Origin of the sequence: Kitasatospora sp. NPDC057904, from assembly GCF_042887925.1 — a bacterium.
Classification (GTDB): Bacteria; Actinomycetota; Actinomycetes; order Streptomycetales; family Streptomycetaceae; genus Kitasatospora.
In genome coordinates this window covers 1-16947 of sequence record NZ_JBHVOL010000048.1, presented here as the reverse complement: position 1 = coordinate 16947, position 16947 = coordinate 1, and the positions used below count along the sequence as shown (strand labels likewise).

At 74.0% G+C, this 16947-nt stretch carries 15 protein-coding genes; 10 read left to right on the top strand and 5 right to left on the bottom strand.

Annotation, left to right across the window (positions count from 1 at the left end):
• The first annotated feature begins 363 nt into the window (after positions 1-363).
• Positions 364-822: a hypothetical protein gene (locus ACFVSN_RS44535; RefSeq protein ID WP_380499478.1), complete on the top strand. Its 459-nt coding sequence runs from the start codon at positions 364-366 to the stop codon at positions 820-822.
• 208 nt (positions 823-1030) lie between these two features.
• Here ACFVSN_RS44535 and ACFVSN_RS44530 read toward each other — a convergent pair whose 3' ends face one another.
• Both ACFVSN_RS44530 and ACFVSN_RS44525 read right to left on the bottom strand, forming a co-directional pair.
• Entirely contained in the window at positions 1031-2173 is a 1143-nt protein-coding gene (locus ACFVSN_RS44530) for an NADH:flavin oxidoreductase (protein ID WP_380443263.1), read from the bottom strand.
• A gap of 185 nt (positions 2174-2358) precedes the next feature.
• Positions 2359-2868: a DinB family protein gene (locus ACFVSN_RS44525; RefSeq protein WP_380499480.1), complete on the bottom strand. Its 510-nt coding sequence runs from the start codon at positions 2866-2868 to the stop codon at positions 2359-2361.
• Positions 2869-3077: 209 nt separating this feature from the next.
• Here ACFVSN_RS44525 and ACFVSN_RS44520 point away from each other — a divergent pair, with 209 nt between their 5' ends.
• The 3 genes from ACFVSN_RS44520 (at position 3078) to ACFVSN_RS44510 (ending at position 7361) form a co-directional block, all read left to right on the top strand.
• Entirely contained in the window at positions 3078-3890 is an 813-nt protein-coding gene (locus ACFVSN_RS44520; protein WP_387959243.1) for a class I SAM-dependent methyltransferase, read from the top strand.
• 293 nt (positions 3891-4183) lie between these two features.
• Positions 4184-5722: a hypothetical protein gene (locus tag ACFVSN_RS44515; protein ID WP_387959241.1), complete on the top strand. Its 1539-nt coding sequence runs from the start codon at positions 4184-4186 to the stop codon at positions 5720-5722.
• A gap of 292 nt (positions 5723-6014) precedes the next feature.
• Positions 6015-7361, top strand: a complete 1347-nt coding sequence (locus tag ACFVSN_RS44510; RefSeq protein ID WP_387959239.1) for a hypothetical protein — start codon at positions 6015-6017, stop codon at positions 7359-7361.
• 55 nt (positions 7362-7416) lie between these two features.
• On the opposite strand, the gene ACFVSN_RS44505 is transcribed toward ACFVSN_RS44510, so the two are convergent.
• From ACFVSN_RS44505 to ACFVSN_RS44495, 3 genes are all read right to left on the bottom strand, one after another.
• Positions 7417-7860, bottom strand: a complete 444-nt coding sequence (locus ACFVSN_RS44505; protein WP_380443254.1) for a DUF5360 family protein — start codon at positions 7858-7860, stop codon at positions 7417-7419.
• 28 nt (positions 7861-7888) lie between these two features.
• Complete coding sequence (locus tag ACFVSN_RS44500; protein ID WP_218200045.1) at positions 7889-8221, bottom strand: multidrug efflux SMR transporter; 333 nt, start codon at positions 8219-8221, stop codon at positions 7889-7891.
• A gap of 215 nt (positions 8222-8436) precedes the next feature.
• Positions 8437-9009, bottom strand: a complete 573-nt coding sequence (locus tag ACFVSN_RS44495; protein WP_380443252.1) for a TetR/AcrR family transcriptional regulator — start codon at positions 9007-9009, stop codon at positions 8437-8439.
• A 638-nt stretch (positions 9010-9647) separates the two neighbouring features.
• Between ACFVSN_RS44495 and ACFVSN_RS44490 the strand changes: the two genes are divergently transcribed.
• The 6 genes from ACFVSN_RS44490 to ACFVSN_RS44465 all read left to right on the top strand — a co-directional run bounded on the left by ACFVSN_RS44490 (position 9648) and on the right by ACFVSN_RS44465 (position 16855).
• A complete protein-coding gene (locus tag ACFVSN_RS44490) occupies positions 9648-10898 on the top strand; it encodes an aminotransferase class I/II-fold pyridoxal phosphate-dependent enzyme (RefSeq protein WP_380499487.1) in 1251 nt (416 codons plus the stop codon).
• Positions 10895-11485 (top strand): hypothetical protein, encoded by a 591-nt coding sequence (locus tag ACFVSN_RS44485; RefSeq protein ID WP_387959238.1) that lies wholly within the window; start codon positions 10895-10897, stop codon positions 11483-11485. Before ACFVSN_RS44490 ends, ACFVSN_RS44485 begins: the two co-directional genes overlap by 4 nt.
• A gap of 95 nt (positions 11486-11580) precedes the next feature.
• Positions 11581-12516, top strand: coding sequence for a class I SAM-dependent methyltransferase (locus tag ACFVSN_RS44480; RefSeq protein WP_387959236.1), 936 nt, complete (start codon positions 11581-11583; stop codon positions 12514-12516).
• Positions 12513-15065: an MMPL family transporter gene (locus ACFVSN_RS44475; RefSeq protein ID WP_387959234.1), complete on the top strand. Its 2553-nt coding sequence runs from the start codon at positions 12513-12515 to the stop codon at positions 15063-15065. Before ACFVSN_RS44480 ends, ACFVSN_RS44475 begins: the two co-directional genes overlap by 4 nt.
• A gap of 7 nt (positions 15066-15072) precedes the next feature.
• Positions 15073-15840 (top strand): CPBP family intramembrane glutamic endopeptidase, encoded by a 768-nt coding sequence (locus ACFVSN_RS44470; RefSeq protein WP_387959233.1) that lies wholly within the window; start codon positions 15073-15075, stop codon positions 15838-15840.
• 67 nt (positions 15841-15907) lie between these two features.
• Positions 15908-16855: a PfkB family carbohydrate kinase gene (locus ACFVSN_RS44465; protein ID WP_380443238.1), complete on the top strand. Its 948-nt coding sequence runs from the start codon at positions 15908-15910 to the stop codon at positions 16853-16855.
• Positions 16856-16947 lie beyond the last annotated feature (92 nt).

Genomic DNA, 16947 nt, shown 5'->3' with positions numbered 1-16947 from the left:
CTCGGACTCACCCACAACGGCACCACCTGGCAGATCGGGGCTGCCGCCTGACAGCGGCAGCCCGGATCACACCAAGATCTTCATCAGCCTTCTAGGGCGTGTCCGGGTGCGGTCCCGGGCCGGACGGGGGACGACTCGGGGCACCCGGGTGGACTAGGTTGATCCCCGAAAGCATCAGTCGTAGGGACGAGGCGGTCGGCTGTCCGCATCCGGGTCGCCACCCGGATCCGGGCCACCGTCCGGATCCGAATGGCCGTCCAGATCCGGGTGGTCACCCGCATCCGGGCCGACCGGCCCGCTCGCACTCCGACCGCCTCGCCCCGGCTACCCGACCGTCCCCGGCCCGCGAAGGGATCAGCAGCTGTGAACCGTACGACCGTAGGTGGGCCGGAGCTCGGGGGCGGCCGGGGCGCCGGCGGTGTCGTCGTCCTCGTCGACCCGTCGGGCGCCGGACAGAGCCGGGTGGCCGCGCTGCTCGCCGAGGAGCTGCACCCGAGCGTCCACCTGCGGACGGACGACTTCCTGCGCGTCATCCGCCGGGGCCGGCTCGCCCCCGGGGCGCCGGGGGCCGAGCGCCAGGGCGCGACCGCGCTGGCGGCCGCCGCACAGGCGGCGTTCGCGTACGCGACCGGCGGCTACCAGGTCGTCGTGGAGTGCCCGGCCGCGCCGCCGGCCCTCGACACCTTCCGCCGCGAGAGCCGGACGACCGGCGCCGCCCTGCACTACGTGGCCCTCGAAGCCGACGCCCCCGGCACCCCCGAGGCCGCTGCCGAAACGATCCTGACCGCGCTCGGCGAGGGCACCCACCTCCTCGGCTGGTGAGCTCCGCCCGCGGCACGGGGCCCCGGCCGTCCGCACACACGGAGCGCCGACCGTCCGCACGCACGAAGCCTCGGCCGTCCGCACACACGGAGCCCCGACCGTCCGCACGCACGAAGCCTCGGCCGTCCGCACACACGGAGCCCCGACCGTCCGCACGCACGAGGCCCCGACCGCGCGAACGGTCGGGGCCTCGTGCCGTGCGCGGAGGTCAGCTGAGCGTGCGGACCGCGGCGGCGTCGTAGGAGCGGAGGTCGTCGAAGCGGCCGGCGAGGACCTTGGCGGCCCACTCCGGGTCCTGGAGGAGGGCGCGGCCGATGGCGACCAGGTCGAACTCGTCGCGCTCCAGGCGGTCGAGCAGATCGTCGATGCCCTGGACGGGGGCGCCCTCGCCCATGAAGGCGCGGACGAAGTCGCCGTCGAGGCCGACCGAGCCGACGGTGATGGCCGGGCGGCCGGTGAGCTTGCGGCTCCAGCCGGCCAGGTTGAGGTCGGAGCCCTCGAACTCGGGGACCCAGTAGCGGCGGGTCGAGGCGTGGAAGGCGTCCACGCCGGCCTCGGCGAGCGGGGCGAGGATCGCCTCCAGCTCCTCCGGCGTCCCGGCGAGACGGGCGTCGTAGTTCTCCGACTTCCACTGCGAGTAGCGGAAGATCACCGGGAACTCCGCCGAGACGGCCTCGCGGACCGCGGCGACGATCTCGGCGGCGAACTTCGTCCGGGCGACCGGGTCGCCGCCGTAGGCGTCGGTGCGGCGGTTCGTCCCGGCCCACAGGAACTGGTCGATCAGGTAGCCGTGGGCGCCGTGCAGCTCGACGCCGTCGAAGCCGATGCGCTCGGCGGCCGCGGCGGCCTCGGCGAAGGCGCCGATCACGTCGTCGAGGTCGGTGCGGGTCATCGCCCGGCCGGTGCCCTCGGTACCGTCCAGGCGGATGCCGGAGGGGCCGACGGCGGGGGCGCCGGCGACCGGCGGGTCACCCTGCTTGCGGACCATGCCGATGTGCCAGAGCTGCGGCACGATCGTGCCGCCCGCCGCGTGGACGTCCTCGGCGACCCGGGCCCACCCGGCCAGCTGCTCCTCGCCGTGGAAGCGCGGGATGTCGTCGGCCTGGCCGGCCGACTCGTGGCCGACGTACGTGCCCTCGGTGACGATCAGGCCGACGCCCGCGGCGGCGCGCCGGGCGTAGTACGAGCGCACGTCCTCGCCGGGCACGCCGCCCGGGGAGAACCGGCGCGTCATGGGCGCCATCACGATGCGGTTGGGCACGGTCAGCCCGTTGATCGTGACGGGCCGGGACAGGATCCCGGCGGCGCGGGCGGCGGGGTCGGCGGACGCGGCGGGCTCGGTGACGGTCATGGGGTTCCTCGTGGGTACCGGGGGTGTGCACGGAATCGTGAACGGTTGCCCGTGCCAACCATCCCGACGGCCGCCGCATTTCGCCGCACACGCGAAGGCCGCTGTGATCCCCGCCACTCCGGCGAACCGCCGCGTACGCCCCTACCCCCTGCACCTTCCCCCCTACGCCTTTCCCTCCTACGCCCCTATGCCCCTACGGTGCCGTCGATGCCCTCGCGCAGGAAGTCGGCGTGCCCGTTGTGCCGGGCGTACTCGTGGATGAGGTGGAGCATCACGAGGCGCAGCGAGACCGTCTCCCCCCAGCGCGGCTGGTAAGCCGTCACGTCCAGGGACTCCGCCTCGCACTCGATCCGGCGCGCGTGCTCGACCTCGGCCTGCCAGGCGGTGAAGGCCTCGTCGCGGGTGGCGCCGGTGGCGTCGTACGCGGCCTGGTAGTCGCCCTCCGGCGACCAGACCAAGGGGACGTCCTCGCCGCCGATGACCCGCCGGAACCACGTGCGCTCGACCTCGGCCATGTGCCGCACCAGCCCGAGCAGGGTGAGGGTGGACGGCGGGCTGGACCGGAGGCGCAGCTGTTCGTCGGTCAGGCCCTCGCACTTCATGGCGAGCGTCGCGCGGTGGAAGTCGAGGAACGCGCGCAGCGTCTCGCGTTCGCCTCCGACCAGTGGGGGCTTGGGGCGGTTGTCGGTGTCCACGTCGTCACTTCTTTCCTCGGTCCGCGAGATCACGGCGGACTGTAGCCGACGGCGGCCCCACGGGCACCGCATTTCTCCGACACCTCTCCGTGACGACTTGACTGCATCGTGTTCACATCCGCACCGGTTTGGGTACGTACCGCGGCGCGCCGGACGAGCGGCGCGCGCAACGACCCTGCGGACCGACGACCCACCGAAGGCAGGACTCCATGGACCAGAGCCGGATCCCTCCCACCGTGCACCGGACGTACGGCACGGGCGACCTGAGCCGGGCCGCCAGTTTCGCGGGCGGCTTCATCAACTTCGGCGACTGGCACGGGATCGACCTCGCCGCGCCGACGCCGGAGGAACGGGTGCACAGCCAGGAGCAGCTGTACCGGAGGGTGCTGCGCGCCTTCCCCGAACCCCGCGACCAGCTGCGGCTGGCGGAGGTCGGCTGCGGGCGCGGACTGGGCGCCGCGCTCGCGCTGCGCGAGTTCAGATTCGCGGCCGTGACGGGCGTCGACATCCACCCGGACCAGATCGAGCGCGCCCGCACGGTGAACGCCAAGGCGCTCGCCACCTACCCGGACCGGCTCGCCTACACCCTCGGCGCGGCCGAGGAACTGCCCTTCCCCGCGGACGCGTTGGACGGACTCTACTCCGTCGAGGCGGCCCAGCACTTCCGCGCGCTGACGGGCTTCGCCCACGAGGCGGCCCGGGTGCTGCGGCCCGGCGGGCGGCTGGTGGTGACGACGTTCTTCGCCGCCGCCGGCCCGGAGGCCGCCGAGCGGCTGAGCCTCCTGCTGAGCAGCTTCGCCGACGGGCTGGACGTGGCCCACCCGCTCGACGGCTTCACGGCGGACCTCGCGGCAGCCGGGTTCACCGGCGTCACCGCGGAGTCGATCGGCGCGGACGTGTGGCCGGGCTTCGACCGCTACCTGGCGGACACCGTCCCGGCCGGGCACTGGTCGCGCAACTTCGTCGGTGCCTGGCGGGACGGTCTGCTCGACTACCACGTCGTCACTGCCGACCGCTCCTGAGCACCCGGCCGGCGCGGCCCGACCACTCCGGGTCGCGCCGGCCCGCTGCCGGCCGAATCGCGTCCGGCCGGATCGCATCGGTCGAATCGCGGCGGGCCGAATCGCATCGGCCGGTATTCCGGTCAGTTCGTGAGGACTCCACTACCCGGTCCCCTCCCGTGCGGCAATGCCCAGGGGCGTGCCTCCGGGTTGCCTCGGTGCGTGGCCAATTCCTGAAGGACCTTTTTAAAATCCCCTGCCGGAGCCGGGCAGCGGCTCCCCCACGAGGTCCTGAACACTTGAATCCTGCATCCTTGGCGCACCCCCTCGCCCTGATCCGGGCCGCGGAAGGGCTTTCCCCTTCCGAATACGCCCGCATCGTCGCACGGACCCACGCCGAACTCGGTTTCGGGCAGATGGCCGCCCGCCGGGAGAAGGTGCACCGCTGGGAATCGGGCCGCACGGTGCCCGAGCCCACCGCGCAACTGGCCATGGCGCACCACCACGGCGTCCCCGCCCCCGAGGTGCACCGGCTCGGCTGGCCGCACTGGCTGCACCTGGTCATCGGGGACGCCGTCCTGCTGGACCAGCCGTACACCGCCGCGGGCGCCGCGCTCGCCCTGAACAGCGCGCTGCACCTGCCGAAGGCGCCGTGCCCGGCGGCGCTCCTCCTCACCGGCGCGGCGCTCGCCACGCACCTCCGGACCGCACTCGTCCGCGCCACCACCGACGCCGACCGGAATCCCGATGGCACCGGCCCACGCGACACCAGCCCGCACGACACCAGCCCGCACGGCACCGGCCCGCACGGCACCAGCCCGCACGGCACCGGCCCGTCCGCCGAGCAGCTGCGCTGGATCGGGGCCCGCACGTCGGCACTCGAACGGCACGAGAGCGGCACGTACCTGCCGACCGCCGCGCTGTACGGCGCGGCCCACGCCGAACACCGCCTGGTCGTCCGCCTGATCGGTGCCCACGGCCACGACGGCCCGGCCGCCCGGCGGCTCTTCCGGTTCGCCGCCCGCACCGCACTGGTCTGCGCCTGGCTGAGCAGCGCCCTCGGCGAGGAGACCCGCGCGGAGCGCCACAACCTCACCGCCGTCCGCGCGGCCGCCGCCGCGGCGGAGCCCGACCTCGCGGCGGTCGCGACGGCCCGGCTCGCCGCGCGCCACGTCGTCGGGGGCGACCCGGTCGACGCGCTGGCGCTCGTCCGAACGGCCCGCACCGTCGGTACCCGGCCGTCGCCGGGCACCATGACGGCCCTGTACTGCACGGAGGCGCTCGCCCTCGCCCGGCTGGGGCACGCCGCCGGCAGCGCCAGGGCGCTGGACCGCGCGGGAAAGGCCGCCTCGGCCACCCCGGCGGCCGGCGACACCCCGTTCGGCGCAGCCCCGTTCGGCACGGCCCCGTTCGGCGCGGCCCCGCACCGGCTGACCGTCACGGTCGCCCGCGCCCGATCCGCACTGCTCCTCGGCGCACCGCACGAGGCGGAGCCGCACTTCCGCGTCCTCGTGGACTCCCTCCAGGCACCGCCGGCCGGCGCCCCGTCACCGCACACCGGCTCCTGGCTCCTCGACGCCGTCGACGCCCATCTCGCCGTCGGCGATTTCGGTTCCGCGGCCGTCGCCGTGCACCGCGCCGTCCACGTCACCGGAACGCTCCCGCCGGGACTCGCCCGTCAATACCGCGACCGGCTGTCCGCCCACGGGCGGGAGCCGGCCGTCCGACGCGCCCTCGAATTCCTGCGGGACACCGCACCGCACGAAAGTTCGATGACGAAGAGCGAAGTCGAAACCGGCCGCGACGACGCCGGGGCCCAGCCCATCGAATCGGCCGACGGCGACGACGAGTAGCGCTTCACAGCGCCTTGCGGACGCCGGCGGCGGTTCGCTTCCTTCTCCTTTTGCCACCGGCCGGTCACCCCGCGTCGTACGAGCACAATCGGCCACACAGCCGACCACACAACCGGCCACACGACCAGCCACACGGCCAGCCACACAACGGCCGTGCGCCGCAAGGCCGTCGGCCATGCCCCGGGGGTGCCTCCACGCCTGGGAGCGCACGTACGGACCTGCCTAGGATCCACTGCCCGGCCCGGGGTATCCCGCCCCCGGCGGCTCCCGACCCCTCCGAGGGACGCCTTCGTTGACACACCCTCTGTTCGTGCTGCGCGCGGCGCTGGGCCTGTCCCAGCCCGAGTACGCCGGCCTCGTCGCACGCACCCACGCCGCACTCGGCCTCGGGCAGATGGCCGCCCGCCGGGAGAAGGTCTCCCGCTGGGAGTCCGGCCGCACCGTGCCCGAGCACACCGCCCAGCTGGCCATGGCCCGCATCCACGGCATTCCGGCCCGCGAGATCTACCTGCTCGGCTGGCCGCACTGGCTCCACCTGGCGACCGGCGACGCCGCCCTGCTCCACCAGCCCCACACCGACGAGGGGGCGCTGCTCGCCCTGGCAGGCTCCGTCCACCACCCCGTCACGCCCGGGCCGTCGGCCCTGCTCCTCACCGGATCCGCCCTGCGAGCCCAACTGCGCGCGGCAGTCGCCCGGTCGACGGAGTCCGCGGCACACTCCGACCGGCCGGGGTCCGGACCGGCGGACGAACAACTGGAGTGGATCGAGACCCGCGTCACCGCCCTCGAACAGCACCACGGCGGCACCCTCGTGCCGGCCGAGAGCCTGTACGCCGCCGCCCACGCCGAGCACCGGCTGGTCGTCCACCTGCTGGCCACCGCGCAGCACGACCACCGGACCCGTCGGCGGCTCTACCGCTTCGCCGCCCGCACCGCCCAGCTCTGCACGTGGCTCTGCAACGCCCTCAACGAGGCCGCCCGCGCGGAGCGCCACGCCCTCGTCTCGATCCGCGCGGCCGGAGCCGCCGGAGACGCTCCCCTCCTCGTCGTGGCCTTCCGGCAGTTGGCGTACTGCCACACCATCGCCGGGGATCCGGCCGACGCCCTCCTCGCCATAGCCGCCGCCCGCGCCGTCGGGCCCGGCCTCCGGCCTGCCGCGGCGAGCCAGTTGCACAGCCAGGAGGCGCTGGCCCTCGCCCGCCTGGGCCGGGCCGACGACGTCGCCCGGGCGCTGTACCTCGCCGGCCGGGCCCTCACCGCCACCGGCGGCCGTCCGGCGCCGGGCGAGAGCTCCGGGACCAGGAACCTGGAACGCATCCTCACCGCCGCGCACGGCACGGCCTCGCTGTTCCTCGGCCGCCCGCACGAGGCCGCGCACCACTTCGACGCGGTGGCGGCGGCCGGGTCCGCGCCGCCGTCCGGCGGCCCGTCCACCTTCACCGGGCGCTGGCTGCTCGACGGCATGAAGGCCCACCTGGCCGCCGGTGACGTCGACGGCGCGGCCCGTACCGTCCGGCGCGCCGTCGACATCGCGGGGACGCTTCCGCCCTCGCTGGCCCGCGAGTACCACCGCCACCTGGTCCCGCACGGCGAGGAGCCCCCCATCCGTCGCGCCCTCGACTACCTGAAGCACGGCTGACGGTGCCGCGGAGAACACCGTCATCACGTCCAACGGGCCGACCGGGCAGGCGGGTTCAGGCCGGCGTCCGGCCCGCCTCGACCGCCATCCGCCGCACGAGGTGCACGATTCCGGGCACCGGGAAGAGCAGCAGGAACAGGTTCGGCAGCCACCAGGTCACCGAGAAGTCCCCGCGCAGCGCCCAGAACGCGACCGCCTGCAGCCCGGCCGTGCTGGTGAGCGCGAGCGAGACCAGCATCAGCGGCCGGGCCCCGCCCGCCGCGCCGCAGCGGCCGAGCCGCAGCGCGGTGAGGCCGGTGGCGCTCGCGAGCACGTCGAGCAGCACGAACGAGTAGTTCCAGTCGCTCAGGACCGGGTTGTCGTAGTCCTTGTACGCGTACTCGGCCGGGACGAGGGCCAGCAGCGTGGCCGCCCAGTAGACCAGGAAGCCGACGTCGGTGACGAGCATCGACGCCTTCGTGAAGCGCAGCACCGGGCTCGGGGCGGGCGTGGCACGCATGGGGACTCCTCCGTCGCGGGTCATACCGTCATTCGTGACTCATTCCCCCGCCGAGGTACATCACCGCGACGCCGGCCACGACCAGCACCGCCCCGGCCACCGACGCGGGCTTGACCGGTTCGCCGAACGCGACCACCCCGCCGACGAGCGCGCCGACCGTGCCCAGGCCGGACCAGACCGCGTAGACCGGGCCCACGTTCAGCGACTTGAGCGCCTGCGCGAGCAGCACGAACGCCGCGATGTAACCGATCGCGACGACCACGCTGGGCATCAGCCGGGTGAGACCGTGCGAGGCGCGCAGCGCCAGGGTGGCCGTGACCTCGGCGCAGATCGCTGCTCCGACCAGAAGGTATGCCGTCATGCCGTCCGTCCCCCGTCATCGTGGTGACTCGGCCGGACGGGATGGTCCCGTCCGGGTCGACCGGCCGGGCGACCCCCTCGATCGTCCGGCTCCGTGCGGTGTGAACTCGGGTCGTGCTCAGCTGATGCGGTGTTAAATCGTCCGCCCCACGGTTAAGTTGCCGTGAACTCGCGAAGGGTGGATTCGGGCCGTGCGGCGTGAAGCCGGCGCGTGCGCTACGTGAAATCCCGGTTGCCCGGGGCCACCAACTGCGTGAACCCGTCTCCCTGCCCAGTGAGTTCGACGATCAGTCCGCGCAGCCGTCGGTGCAGGTCGTCGTGCGGGGTGGCGAGGCCGAGCAGCCGGGACGTCCACCAGCCGTCGACCGCGAAGCGGACGAGCGTCGCGACGGCCGGATCCAGTCCGTTGTCCACGAGCCGCCGCTGCCACCGGTCGTAGCGCTCCCGCAGCACGTCCAGCACCTCGGGCCCGCCGGCCGCGGCGAGCAGGGCGACCGGCACCTGGTCGGCGCCGCTGGTGTCCCCGGCGGGCGACTCCGCCGGGATGCTGGCGTCCAGCCAGGCGAGCGCGAACGCGCCGGCCGGCGCGTCCGGACCGGGCAGTACGGCCTCGAACCGGTCCGCGAGGCGCTCGACGACACCTTGTACGAGCGCCCGCTTGCTGGGGAAGTGGTGCAGCAGCCCGCCCTTGCTCACGCCGGCCTCGACGGCGACGGCGTCCAGGCGCACCGCGTCGACACCCCCGCGCACCAGAAGCCGCTCGACGGCGTCGAGCAGTTGATCACGCACCGGTGGTTCCCTCTCTCCGTGTTACAAACCGTCCAGACGGTCGGACGCAGCCTAGCAGACCGGCGAGTACCAGACAGAAACCCCAACACGCCACCGCCGAATGGTTGTTGACAGCCTCCATCGCGCATGCTTTCGTTTCCTCGGCCGACGGCGGAGAAACGGCGGAAGCTCCACCGGTCTGCGGCCTCATGTTTGCTGCGCACGATGATCGAAAAGGCGGCCCGGGAATTCACCCGGGCCGGGGGGAACGCTCTTCGACATCCACGGGGGATCATTGCGAGCCATGCGGTTCCGGCTGCGCCCACACGGGTCCGGCAAGGGTCGGCACGACTGCGGACGACCCTTCCCGCACTGACTGGCGAGCAGCCAAGCAGTCATCCCACGCTGGGCGTTGACCCTACCGACCGCCGCACACCCATCCTTCGTCGATCGTCTGCCGAGCATCGGCACGACGGGGTGCACCGAGCCCGGGCACAGCGCAACGGCGCGCCGTCCCCAGCCCGGGCCACTCTCCCGCACCCGTGGCACTTTCACCTGCCCGTCCGCGGCCGGGTGTCCATGACATTTCGTGTTCGGCGCGCCGGTAAAGCACGGCGCCCGGGCCCGCCGGGGCACCGCCCATTGAATTCGAGGGAAATATGGTGGACATATTCTCGAAAGTCTCCGGTTACACGGCCGCCCGCGATGCCATGGCGGCCGGCATCTACCCGTATTTCCTGCCCTTGACCGGCAACGAGGGCACGACGGTCACGCTCGGTGACCGCGAACTGGTCATGTGCGGGTCGAACAACTACCTCGGCCTCACCGCCGACCCGCGCGTCAAGCGGGCCGCCGCCCAGGCGGTGGAGCAGTTCGGCACCTCCTGCACCGGCTCCCGGTTCCTCAACGGCAACCTGGCCCTGCACGACCAGCTGGAGGCCGAACTCGCCGACTTCTACGGCAAGCCCGCGGCCGCCGTCATCTCCACCGGCTACCAGGCCAACCTCGGCACCATCAGCGCGCTCGCGGGCCGCGGCGACGTCGTCTTCGCCGACCGCGACGCGCACGCCTCCGTCGTCGACGGCGGCAGGCTCAGCGACGCCAAGCTGAGACGCTTCCGGCACAACGACCCCGCCGCGCTCGACCGCGTCCTCGCCTCCGTCCCCGACAGCGCCGGCAAGCTCGTCGTCGTCGACGGCGTGTACTCGATGGAGGGCGACCTCTGCGCCCTGCCGGAGATCGTCGAGGTGTGCGAGCGGCGCGGCGCGCGCCTGATCGTCGACGACGCCCACGGCCTCGGCGTGCTCGACAAGGGCCGCGGCACCTGCTCCTACTTCGGCCTCACCGACCGGGTCGACCTCATCACCGTCACGTTCAGCAAGTCGCTCGCCTCCCTCGGCGGCGCGGTCGTCGGCGACGAGGACGTCATCCACTACCTCAAGCACCACGCCCGCAGCCTGATCTTCAGCGCCTCGGCCACCCCGGCCAGCGCCGCCTCCGCCCTGGCCGCCCTGCGCATCCTGCGCGAGGAGCCGTGGCGGGCCGAACGCGCCCAGCAGAACGCCGAGTACATGCGGGCCGGCCTCGCCCAGCGGGGCATCAGCGCCGGCGAGAGCGCCACCCCGGTCATCCCGCTGCGCACCCGTGGCACCATCGAGACCCTCCTGCTGTGGCGGGAGCTCATCGACGCCGGCGTCTACACCAACCCCGTCCTGCCGCCCGCCGCGTCCCCGCGGCTGCGGCTCAGCTTCATGGCCACCCACACCACCGACCACCTCGACCGGGTGCTGGACGCGCTCGGCGCGCGGGCCGAGCACTTCCTCGCCGACGACGAACCGGACGCCGACGACGGGTACGCGGTCGAGGCGCTCGCCGAACTCGCCGACTCCGGCGCCGCGGCCCGGCCGTGAACACCGCGGCCGCCACGCGACCCGGCAGCCGTCCCGCCACCGCGGGCCGTCCGGCACCGCCCGCGCTCCGGGCGGCCGTCGCGGCCCTGGCCGGGGCCTCGGCCGGCGCCGTCCTCGGCGCGGGCCTGGCCCCCGGCGACGGGCACGCGCCCGACCTGCCGTGGTGCCTCGCCGCGGCGGTGGGAGCCGCGCTCGCCGTGCTCGCCGCCGCGCTCCACCGGCGGGCGGGCCGGCACCGGCCCGCCTGGGCGCCGGCCGCCGGGCTGCTGCTGGTCGGCGGCGCGCTGCCGGCCGCCGCGACCTCCGACAGCCCGTGGTGCGCGGCCCTGGCCGCCTCGGCCGCGCTCCTCACCGCCGCCGTGACCGCGCCCCGCGCGGCGGTCGCGGCGGGTGCCCTCGCGGCACTGGCCGCCGGGGCCGTCGCGGCGGCCTCGGCCCCGGCGGCGACGGCGGCCGTGCTCGGCACCCTCGCGGGGACCGGCGGGCTCCTGCTCGTCGCCGACCTGTCCCGCCCGGTCCAACGTCCAGGTTCCACCGCACAGTTCGCCCACAGCAGCACCCCCGCGACCACGCCCCACCACGAATAGCCCCACCGCGACCAGCCCCGCCCCGTAGAGGAACCGAGCCGAGCACCACCCCTTACCACGATGCCCGCACCCGTCCCGACCCCAAGGAGCCAGCCATGAGCCGCCTCGGACTCGCCGCCCGCGCCCTGCGACTGACCCTGAGCCGGACCAACGCCGACACCACGCCCGACTACGACGCCGCGAGCTCCAGCTACGACACCTACTTCAGCCCGGTCATGGGCGTCCACTCGCTCGCCGCCCTGCGCGAGGTCACCGTCAGCCCCGGCGACGACGTCCTCGAACTCGCCTGCGGCACCGGCCACCTGACCCACGACATCGTCCGGAAGCTGGAGGGCCGCGGCTCCGTCCACGCAGTCGACAAGTCCCCCGGCATGCTGTCCGTCGCCAAGGCCAAGGTCCTGCCCGAGGCGATGCGCTCCCCGGACCTCGAAGTCTCCCTGGAGGAGGGGGACATGGAGGAGTTCCTGCGCACCCGGCCGAACGACAGCGCCGACCTCGTCGTCGTCGGCTGGGCGATCTGCTACAGCAAGCCGGTCAGACTGCTGGAACAGATCAAGCGGGTCCTGCGCCCCGGCGGCCGGATCGTCGTCATCGAGACCCGCGGCGACGCCCTCAAGACGCTGATCGAGCAGTTGGAGAAGGTGTTCACCGCCGACCCGTCGCTGCTCACCGGCATGATCCGGGTCAACCTGCCCAAGGACGCGGCCACCGTGGCCCGCTGGTTCACCAAGGCCGGCCTCACCGTGGACGTCCAGCGCGACGGCCACCAGGTGCTGCCCGCCACCACCCCGGAGGAGGCCCTGGAGTGGGTCCAGCGCTCCGGCGCGGCGGCCGGCTTCAAGGACGCCGTCGACCAGAGCCGCGAGGAGCACGCCCTGGAGCTGATCCGCAAGGGCCTCGCCGAACACGTCGCCCGCCACGGCGCACTGGAGCTGCGCCACACCTTCGTCGTCGTCACCGGGACCAACCCGGGCACCACCACCGGAACCGGGCCGGGCGGCCGGCACCGCGAGGGAGTCCGCAGCGCATGACCACCACCGCCACACCCGCACCGGCGGCGGAGACCACCCACGGCGCGGTGCAGCACCGGCTGCTGCGCCTCGCCGAGGGGCTCACCGCCCGCCCGAAGACCGTGCTCGTGATCTGGGTGCTGGTCATCGCGGCGTGCTTCCCGTTCGCCTCGCAGCTGAACGACGTCCTCACCAAACAGGGGGCGTCCAAGGTCGTGCCGGGCACCAGCAGTGCCCGGGCCGACCGGCTCATAGAGGAGTCGTTCCCGGCCCGCTCGCAGCGCGAGTCCATCGTCGCGATCGGCGCGCCGGACGTCCGGAGCTCCCAACTGCGCGCCATGCTGGCCGACTTGGACGAGCAGATCGCCACCCGCGTACGCACCGGCGAGGTGCAGCAGTCCACCTCGGCGTACACGCTGTACCGGGACTCGACCACCGAGTACCTCAAGCGCCTGCGCACCCAGGTCGACCAGCAGCTCGCCGCCGCGCAGACGCCGGCGACCCCCGACACCCGCCGGCAGGCGGTGGACGCCGCCGTCGCGGCCGGCCAGGTCCCGGCGGCCCTCGCCGATCCGGCCCGCCAGGCGGTCGCCGTCACCGACGACGCCCAACTCCTGCCGATCTCGGCTGCGTTCACCAGGGCGACGGACTGGCGCACCTTCCCGGTGCCGGTGCCCGCCGAGGCCGTGGACCGGCTGGTCGCCAAGGACGGCAGGGCCACCCTGGTCTCGGTCAGCTTCGCCAAGCGCGCCGGGCACGACCCGGACGTGGACTGGCTCCGCTCGGCGATCGCCGGCGCCCAGCGCGCCGCCGGGGCCGGACCGGACGTCGAGGCCCACGTCACCGGCGAGCTGGCGCTGATCAAGGACACGTACAAGAAGGCCGAGGACGACAACGCGCTGATGGAGACGGTCGCCTACGCGATCATCTTCCTCGTCCTGCTGCTGTTCTTCCGGGCCGTCGTGCCGGCCGTGCTCACGGTGGCGGCGATCGGCCTCGCGATGACCGTCAGCCAGGCCGCGCTGTTCGCGCTCGGCCACGGCGTGACGCTCACCCAGTTCACCATCACCATCATGAACTTCGTGATGCTGGGCGCCGGCGTCGACTACAGCATGCTGCTGTCCTCCCGCTACCGGCAGGAACGGCTGGCCGGCCGCTCGCCCAAGGACGCCGCCGTGCACGCCACCGCGCACGCGGGCGAGTCGATGCTGCTCGCCGCGGTCGCCGTGGTGCTGGCCTTCGGCGCCACGCTGTTCTCGCCCGTCGACTGGATCCCGCCGCTCGGCTACGGCGGCCTGATCGGCATCCCGATCGTGCTGCTCGCCGCGCTGACGCTCACCCCGGCCCTGCTGGTCCTGCTCGGCGACCGCTTCTTCTGGCTCGGCCGCGACCCGCTGGCCGACCTGGAGCACGGCAGCGCGCTCGGCCGCCACCTGAAGCGGGCCGCCGACCTCGCCCGCCGCCGCAAGGTGGCGATCGTGCTGCTCTTCGCGGCCGTCACGGTCCCGTTCGCGGTGATCACCGCCCAGCACCGCTCCACGGCGGACCCGGTCGCGCTCAGCCCGGCCACCGACTCGCGCACGGGCTTCGAGCTCGTGGCCCGCGAGTGGGGCGACGCCTCCGTGCTGCCCACGCTCGTCGTCGGCCGGCCGGACCCCGGTGTGGTGGACGGGCAGCACCACCTCACCGACAGCGGGCGCAAGGCCGTCACCGACCTCACCGACAAGCTGGCCGCGGTGCCGGGCGTCGCCCGGGTCTCCGCCGTGACCAGGCCCTTCGGCACGCCGGTGAGCGCCGCCGACCTCGACGCGCTCGGCCCCGACGTCCGCCGCGACTACCTGTCCGACGACGGCGCGCTGCGGATCGTCGTCGAACTCGCCGACAAGCCCTACACCGAGGCCGCGGTGCACACCGTCGACCGGATCCAGGACGTCACCGCCGCGGCCCGCGACGTCGGCCCGCTCGCGGTCGGCGGCGCCACCCAGGTCGACCGGCAGTACGGCGACGCGCTCGACTCCAGCTTCTGGCAGATGATCGGGCTCGTCTCGGTCGGCGTCTTCGTGATGCTGGTGTTCGCGCTGCGCTCGCTGCTGATCCCGATCCGGCTGATCCTCACGATCATGATGAGCAACGTGTGGGCGATCGGCATCACCGTGCTGGTCTTCCACTTCTGGCTCGACAAGGCGATCATCGACGACCTGCCGATCTTCCTCACCGTGCTGATGATGGGCCTCGGCATGGACTACGAGATCTTCCTGGTCACCCGCGTCCGCGACCTGGTGCGCGGCGGGGCCGACCAGGAGAGCGCGACCGTCGGGGCGGTGGTCGACACCGGCCGGGTGATCAACGCGGCCGGCCTGGTCATGGCCGGCAGCCTCGGCACCATGGCGCTCTCCTCGACGATCATGCTCCAGGAGTACGGCGCCGGCCTCGGCCTCGCCGTCCTGCTGGACGCCACGCTCATCCGGATGCTGTTCGTCCCGGCGACGCTGCTGCTGTTCCGCCGCTACAACTGGTGGCTGCCCAGCCTGCGCCGCTCCTCCGCCCCGGCCCCCGCGAAGGCGGGGTGAGCCGCCCGTGACCGCGGACCGTCCGGCGGTGGCGCCCGCCACCCCCGCGCCCGCCACCGCCGGGCGGGCTCGCACTCCCCTGCGCCGGCGCACCCTGCACCGGCTCAGGCGGCACCACCGCGAGGCGCCGGCCTCCTCCGCCGCCAAGGTGTTCGCCGTGCTCGCCGTCGTCCGGATCGCCGGCGCGGTGTCGATGCCGCTGATGGTGCTCTCGGTCGGCCTGAGCGCGGCCGTCGTCACCGTCCTGGACCGGGTCGAGTGGGCGGCGGCCGGCCTGCGCCGCTTCCGCTTCCTCCCGGCCCTCGCCGGGACGGGCCTCGTGGTGCTCGCCTACGCCAACACCGTGTTCGCCACCCGGGCCGCGTTCGGCCGGGGCGCCGACAACTGGACCTCCCTCGTCCCCGAGCTCTTCCGGCAGATGGCCCCCGGGCAGCCGGTCGTCGCCGGAGTCGCCATGGTGCTCTGCATGGGCCTCCTGGTGCCGCTGGTCGAGGAGGTCTGCTACCGCGGCGTGCTGTACGACGCCGTCGCCCGCACCCGCGGCCCGCTCGTCGCGATCGCCGTCACCTCGGCCGGCTGGGCCCTCGTCCACCTCGGCGACTACGGGCTCAACCCGCTCAACGCCCGGGTGATCTGCGGCGTCCTGCCGTCCGTCTTCGCGATGGGCGTCGCCCTGGGCGTCTGCCGCGCCTGGACGGGCTCCGCGCTCGCGAGCGCCGTCGCCCAGGGCACCGCCAACCTGCTCCTGCTGGCCTGGGTCCTCTGGGCCCTCTGAGATCCCCTTCCCCCGCCTCCCCCGGCACAGTCCCGCTCACACCCATTCACCCCAGGTGAGGCACCCCATGAGAATCGCCGTCACCGGCCCGATCGTCATCGACAACCTGATGACCTTCCCCGGCCGTTTCACCAGCCAGCTGCTGCCGGCCCAGCTCCAGCACCTGTCCCTGTCGTTCCTCGTCGACGACCTGGAGGTCCGCTACGGCGGCGTGGCCGCCAACGTCGCCTTCGGCCTCGGCCGGCTCGGCCGCGCGCCACTGCTGCTCGGCGCGGCCGGCAAGGACTTCGGCGAGTACCGGGCCCGGCTGGAGGAGGTCGGCGTCGACACCTCGCGGGTCCGGATCTCCACCGGCCTGGCCACCGCCCGCTACACCCGCACCACCGACGCCGACGACAACCGCATCGTCTCCTACCACCCCGGCGCCCTCGCCGAGGACGACGCGCCCGGCCCCGAGGGCTGGCCGCAGGACGTCGGCCTGGTCTTCCTCGGCCCCGCCGAGCCCGAGGTGCTCGCCGAGCGGGCCGCCGAGTGCCGCCGCCGCGGCCTGCCGTACCTGGTCGACGTGGCCGGCCGCACCGAGCGGCTCGGCCGGGCCGGCGCCGACGCCGTCCTCGCCGGCGCCACCTACCTGGTCACCAACCGCCGCGAGCGCGCCGCCCTCCTGGAGCACGCCGGCTGGGCGGCGGCCGACGTGCTGAACCGGGTCGGCGCCTGGATCACCACCCTCGGCGCGGAGGGCGTCTGGATCGACTACGCCACCAGCCCCTCCATCGCCGTCCCCGCCGCGCCGATCTCCCGGCTGCCCGACGGCGCGGGCGGCGGCGGGGCGTTCCGGGCCGGCTTCCTCGCCGCGAAGGCCGACGGCCTCGACGACGAACAGGCCGCCCGGACCGGCTGTGTGCTGGCCGCGTACGCCCTGGAGTCCGCGGGCAGCCAGGACTACCTGTTTACCCGGCCCGCGTTCGACGCCCGCCTCGCCGACGTCTACGCGGTCACCGCGGACGTCCATTAGGTTCTGTACGGCGGATCATCGTCGGAGCCAGAGTCGGATTGATGCGACGGTGACGGTGCCGTGGAAGACGTAGGCGCGCTTGTCGTACCGGG

Coding starts and splice junctions, on each gene's coding strand:
- ACFVSN_RS44480 (WP_387959236.1), top strand. CDS start 11,581: ATGAGCCGCCTCGGACTCGCCGCCCGCGCCCTGCGACTGACCCTGAGC.
- ACFVSN_RS44520 (WP_387959243.1), top strand. CDS start 3,078: ATGGACCAGAGCCGGATCCCTCCCACCGTGCACCGGACGTACGGCACG.
- ACFVSN_RS44530 (WP_380443263.1), bottom strand. CDS start 2,173: ATGACCGTCACCGAGCCCGCCGCGTCCGCCGACCCCGCCGCCCGCGCC.
- ACFVSN_RS44490 (WP_380499487.1), top strand. CDS start 9,648: ATGGTGGACATATTCTCGAAAGTCTCCGGTTACACGGCCGCCCGCGAT.
- ACFVSN_RS44465 (WP_380443238.1), top strand. CDS start 15,908: ATGAGAATCGCCGTCACCGGCCCGATCGTCATCGACAACCTGATGACC.
- ACFVSN_RS44500 (WP_218200045.1), bottom strand. CDS start 8,221: ATGACGGCATACCTTCTGGTCGGAGCAGCGATCTGCGCCGAGGTCACG.
- ACFVSN_RS44505 (WP_380443254.1), bottom strand. CDS start 7,860: ATGCGTGCCACGCCCGCCCCGAGCCCGGTGCTGCGCTTCACGAAGGCG.
- ACFVSN_RS44475 (WP_387959234.1), top strand. CDS start 12,513: ATGACCACCACCGCCACACCCGCACCGGCGGCGGAGACCACCCACGGC.